The sequence below is a fragment of the Psychrobacter sp. Marseille-P5312 genome (assembly GCF_900291405.1).
Taxonomy (GTDB): domain Bacteria; phylum Pseudomonadota; class Gammaproteobacteria; order Pseudomonadales; family Moraxellaceae; genus Psychrobacter; species Psychrobacter celer.
Map to the genome: position 1 here is coordinate 1 of NZ_OLML01000003.1, position 4361 is coordinate 4361.

4 protein-coding genes are annotated in these 4361 nt (G+C 42.3%); all 4 read right to left on the bottom strand.

Annotated elements, in window-relative coordinates:
- Positions 1-708: 708 nt before the first annotated feature.
- On the bottom strand, positions 709-1527 hold the full coding sequence (locus tag C6W44_RS13310; protein WP_158676737.1) for a replication initiation protein: 819 nt from the start codon (positions 1525-1527) through the stop codon (positions 709-711).
- 392 nt (positions 1528-1919) lie between these two features.
- A complete protein-coding gene (locus C6W44_RS13755; protein WP_105246779.1) occupies positions 1920-2438 on the bottom strand; it encodes a hypothetical protein in 519 nt (172 codons plus the stop codon).
- A 3-nt stretch (positions 2439-2441) separates the two neighbouring features.
- A complete protein-coding gene (locus C6W44_RS13760; protein WP_105246781.1) occupies positions 2442-2978 on the bottom strand; it encodes an MbeB family mobilization protein in 537 nt (178 codons plus the stop codon).
- 701 nt (positions 2979-3679) lie between these two features.
- A complete protein-coding gene (locus C6W44_RS13330; RefSeq protein ID WP_105246783.1) occupies positions 3680-4012 on the bottom strand; it encodes a plasmid mobilization protein in 333 nt (110 codons plus the stop codon).
- Positions 4013-4361 lie beyond the last annotated feature (349 nt).

Genomic DNA, 4361 nt, shown 5'->3' on the forward strand with positions numbered 1-4361 from the left:
TTGTACTTATTTATGCGTTACATTGTATTGATAATTGCATTACATTATTGTACTTATTTATGCGTTACATTGTATTGATAATTGCATTACATTATTGTACTTATTTATGCGTTACATTGTATTGATACTTGCATTACATAAATACATATAAATGGGTGGTTTCGTACTTAATATTGCATTATAATGTACTTAACGCTGCATTACATCGTTGAATAAAATGGCAATAATGTAAGTCTTTAAGCATTACATTGTATATAACATTGCATTACATAAAGAGAGGTTACACAATGAGCAAGAGTAAACAAGCAACCATCAACATCAGATTAGACGAGGACACAGCCAAGGCCTTCAAAGACATAGTAGAGAGAGACGGATACACACAGTCATTAGTGCTAAGGGAGTTCATCAAGCGGTATATAAAAAAGAACGGACAAGGCGCTCTAGACCTTTAACAGCAAGGCACACAGAGGAAATAGCCTAAGCATCTTAGGCGGTCAAACGGTGGCATCATTAGGTTTGTATGGCAGACACAGCTTTTGGTGGCAACATTAGAACACTATAGCAGGGATCAGAATTGCGACTCACTGAAAAGTCTTAGATGTGATTTATATATTTATACGTGAAGAAAGTAAAAGCATAGTATATGACACGTACAAACATCTACTGACTACCCCCTAAAGGGGGCTAATATCTGATGCTTATCTGGTCTCATTTTTGAGAATTATTCTTATTTAGGTCTCTGTAGTATGTTGCTCGGCTTATACCTAGTTCTAGCCAAGGCTTTAGAGTGCGCTCTGAGGTCTTGCTAGGCTTACGTTTAGACTTAGCGCCACCTTTCCTGCCTCTCATGCTTTGTACTTCTCTATGTGCCTGTGAGACGTTGCCGTTATTGAATTTGGCAGAGTAACAGTATCGCGCTATGCTCTTGCAGATTGTGTACACTTCATTCTCAAATAGCGGTATCGGGTACGTTGCATTGTATGCAGTAGCAATCGGTAGCAGTTCAGCTAACAGCGTCCTGTAGCTATGCTGAGACGCTAATGGATAGGCTATATGGCGCGTATAGTCAAACAGGGCTTTATTACGTCCGAAAATATCGTCATTATCGCTAGTTTTGGGTAGTACCTCTAGGTCTAGCATGTCTGCTAAGTCTTTCAGGTCATAGTCCTTTTTGCCGCTGATGTATACCTGCCATATATCCGTATCAAAGGGGCATTTGATGAGGTTTCCTACGTACCCAGCATCAGCCCCTAGCACTAGCCTTAGAGCGTAATATACTGCTCTCATGTAGTTGATCGGCTTTAACCTTGAGTCGCCTGTAAGCCCTACTTCGACTCGTAGGCGAAAGCCTACATGGGCGTGGCCATTTTCAGGGTTTACTATGATTAGGTTGGGTACGGGAGTGTTTTCGTAGTAGTACGTAAATAGCGCATCAGGGTGGTCTATGTCAAACCACAGCCAGCGCATAACGGCTGGGTGATTAGGCTGTATATAATTGTTTTTAATAGCAAATTTTTTAGGCTGCACGAAACAAGCGCCTTTTGCTAGCGAACAATAAGGTTTTATAGGTAAATCATCATAGAACGTTTGGAGGACGGGGTATTCACGCCACTTTTGAGGGTCTACTCTCTGTAGATTGTCCATATTTGATACGCTTGAATTAGCGCAGTGGCTTAGATATAATACGACTCACCACAAGTGTTATTATATCTTTGCTGCCACGCATAGATTAGTTTTACCTAAGCCCTGACGCTACCAACGTCGGGGCTTAATCGTTTTTGTAGTTTACACTCTTTGCAAACCACCTTCAATCCCTTATGTTTACTGGGTTCCAATCATTTATTTCTATTCCTTTTAATATATTTATCGACCCATTCTAGGAGCTGAATATCGTTGCCGTTGGTTTTCTTGTGTCTTTATCACTTCTCTAATTTGTTCAGCAACTTGTCTAATTCCTGCAGTTCCGTCTCTATTTCTGTCTGCGAGCTTGTTATTTTTGTTTGTGAGGTCTCTAGTTCGTTCTGCATTTTCCGCAAACTGTTCAATTTGCCCTTTAACTGCCCCGTACTGGCGTTTAAGCTCTCTTGTGGCACTATTGCACTCTGATACTCTTTCATGCTCTCTACTAGCTGAATTTGAGTGCTGCACAGCTTTGCTGACTCGTCTACTAGCTGTTTTATCGAGTTCATGTAAGTCTTTCGATGACTGAGCCAATCGCTCTGTACGCTCACTTGTTCGCTTATCTTGTTCTGTAACTGCTCTAGCAAGCTCGGCAAGTCCTTTGCTTGCTGTGTTTGCGCTTGTGCTAGCTTGGTCAATGATGCTGTCAATTCGGCTATATCTTGGTCTTTGTCGTCGAGCATCTGCGCTTGACGTTTGATCGTGTCCTGCTGTGCTTGCAGCGCTTGCTGTACTTGGTCTAATAGCTGTTTGTCCATCTTTTAATCCTTTAGCGGTAGCATATACGTTTGACCGCTCTTGCTGTCGTGATAATACTTGTAAGTCGTGGGCTTGTTCATTTTTGTTCCCAATAGCACCCCTAGCACGAATATCACTAATAACGCTATCCCTGCGATTGTTGCCCACTTGCCGATTTTTGACTTGATGGCTTGCGCTATTGCGCTCTCTCTTTGCTCTATCAGCTGTGTAGTGTGCTGTGCGTAGTTCTGAATCATTGTCTGATTCTCTTTTGCGAGTTGGTTTAAATCTTGGGTTAAATGGGCTTGGACGTTGTTCAAATAGGTTGTAAGGGCTGTAGCTAAATCTTGTTGATGCTTGTCTAACATCTGCTGTAACTGCTCGTTGCTCGCGTCTAGGCTTGTCATGCCTTGACTGATGATAGTCTCGCTTTCTTGCAATTTCGCTGTCATAAAGCTGTTTAGCTGCGTCGTAGCGTTCTGTACTTCTTGCTCGATAGTCTTTGCTTGCTGCTGTGACTGTGCTTTGAACTTCTGCGCTAAAGTTAAAATCTCGCTCATATAATCTGCCTGTTAGCCTGATATTTCGTTTTGCTGTGGGATCTGGGTTTTTGATGCTGATTGCTTTGTCTGTCTCTCGTGCTATCTCAAAGCCACCATCAGTTAATGCTTGAATAACATCGTCACGGCTCGTTATAACGCCCTCTTCCACTAACTCTGTTAAGCCGTCAGTAATGGCTTGTCTCGCCTCTTTAATGTCTCTTGGTAAGTTGTCACGCTGCGCCATGAGTCTCTTTTTGGCGGGATCATTGGGGTCGGTAAAGCCATGCTCGATGTTTTGTATGTCTTTCCATGCGTTGACACGGCGCTTATCTACGTTATGAATATAGGGCTGAAACGCACGGCCATGCTCTAAATCAACATTGGCAAAGACAAAATTCAGCTCTAATCTACCTTTGTCTCTGTGCTCAATCCATGATACAGCTACTCTATCAACGTCTAGCCCTGCTCGAATGGTTTGCTCAAAGCCGTCCATTAAAGCGTTTTTTTGTTCCTCGGTCACTTGGTCGGCTGACTCTGTGAAGGATAAGCAACCGCTAGTATATTTTTGCTTGAAGTCGAGCGAGTCAATTAGCAAAGCTTGATTATCAATGTCACCACGTAGCACCTCGGCATCTCTGCGGAGTCCGTCCTCTTGGTCTTTGTCTTTGAGCAAGTAATCAAACACGCCTTTACTGCCACCAGTGCCATGTGTGAAGAATTTAACGATCATCGGGCATACTCGATGCTAGTGCTTTGTCTAGCGTGGTTTGCAAATCCAATAAGGCAATTAATACGGCATTACCGACTTCTTGCCCTGTATTGGTTTGCTTGGCGATTTGGTTGATATTGATACCGATACGATTAATGGCTCGTACCAATTCGGGGTCGGCACTATGTACGATTTTTTTGGTCTTAGGTTCGGGCACGGCTACCGGCTGATCGAGTATTAATCCGCGAGCATAGGTTGACATATCGTGCTGACCTGCACGCTTTTTAATATCTACTATCTCATCGTCAGACACTCTGATTTTTAGCCACTTTGTCCTTGCCATTTTATCCTCACGAGTAGCGGTTGTTTTTTACCCCTCACGGCTTTTTGTGAGGGGTTGGGGTTAAGGGGTTTCCCCTTACCGGCATGCCTTGGGTCAATAGTAACGTAGTGGATATTGTGCCCACGGTATATGCTGGCTATATAACAATTATATGATGATTAAGGGGTAGCAGTCAATAAAACTCTGCTATGCAAATGAATTAAAGGCGTGTTTTATTCTAGTTTATTGTACTTATTTATGCGTTACATTGTATTGATAATTGCATTACATTATTGTACTTATTTATGCGTTACATTGTATTGATAATTGCATTACATTATTGTACTTATTTATGCGTTACATTGTATTG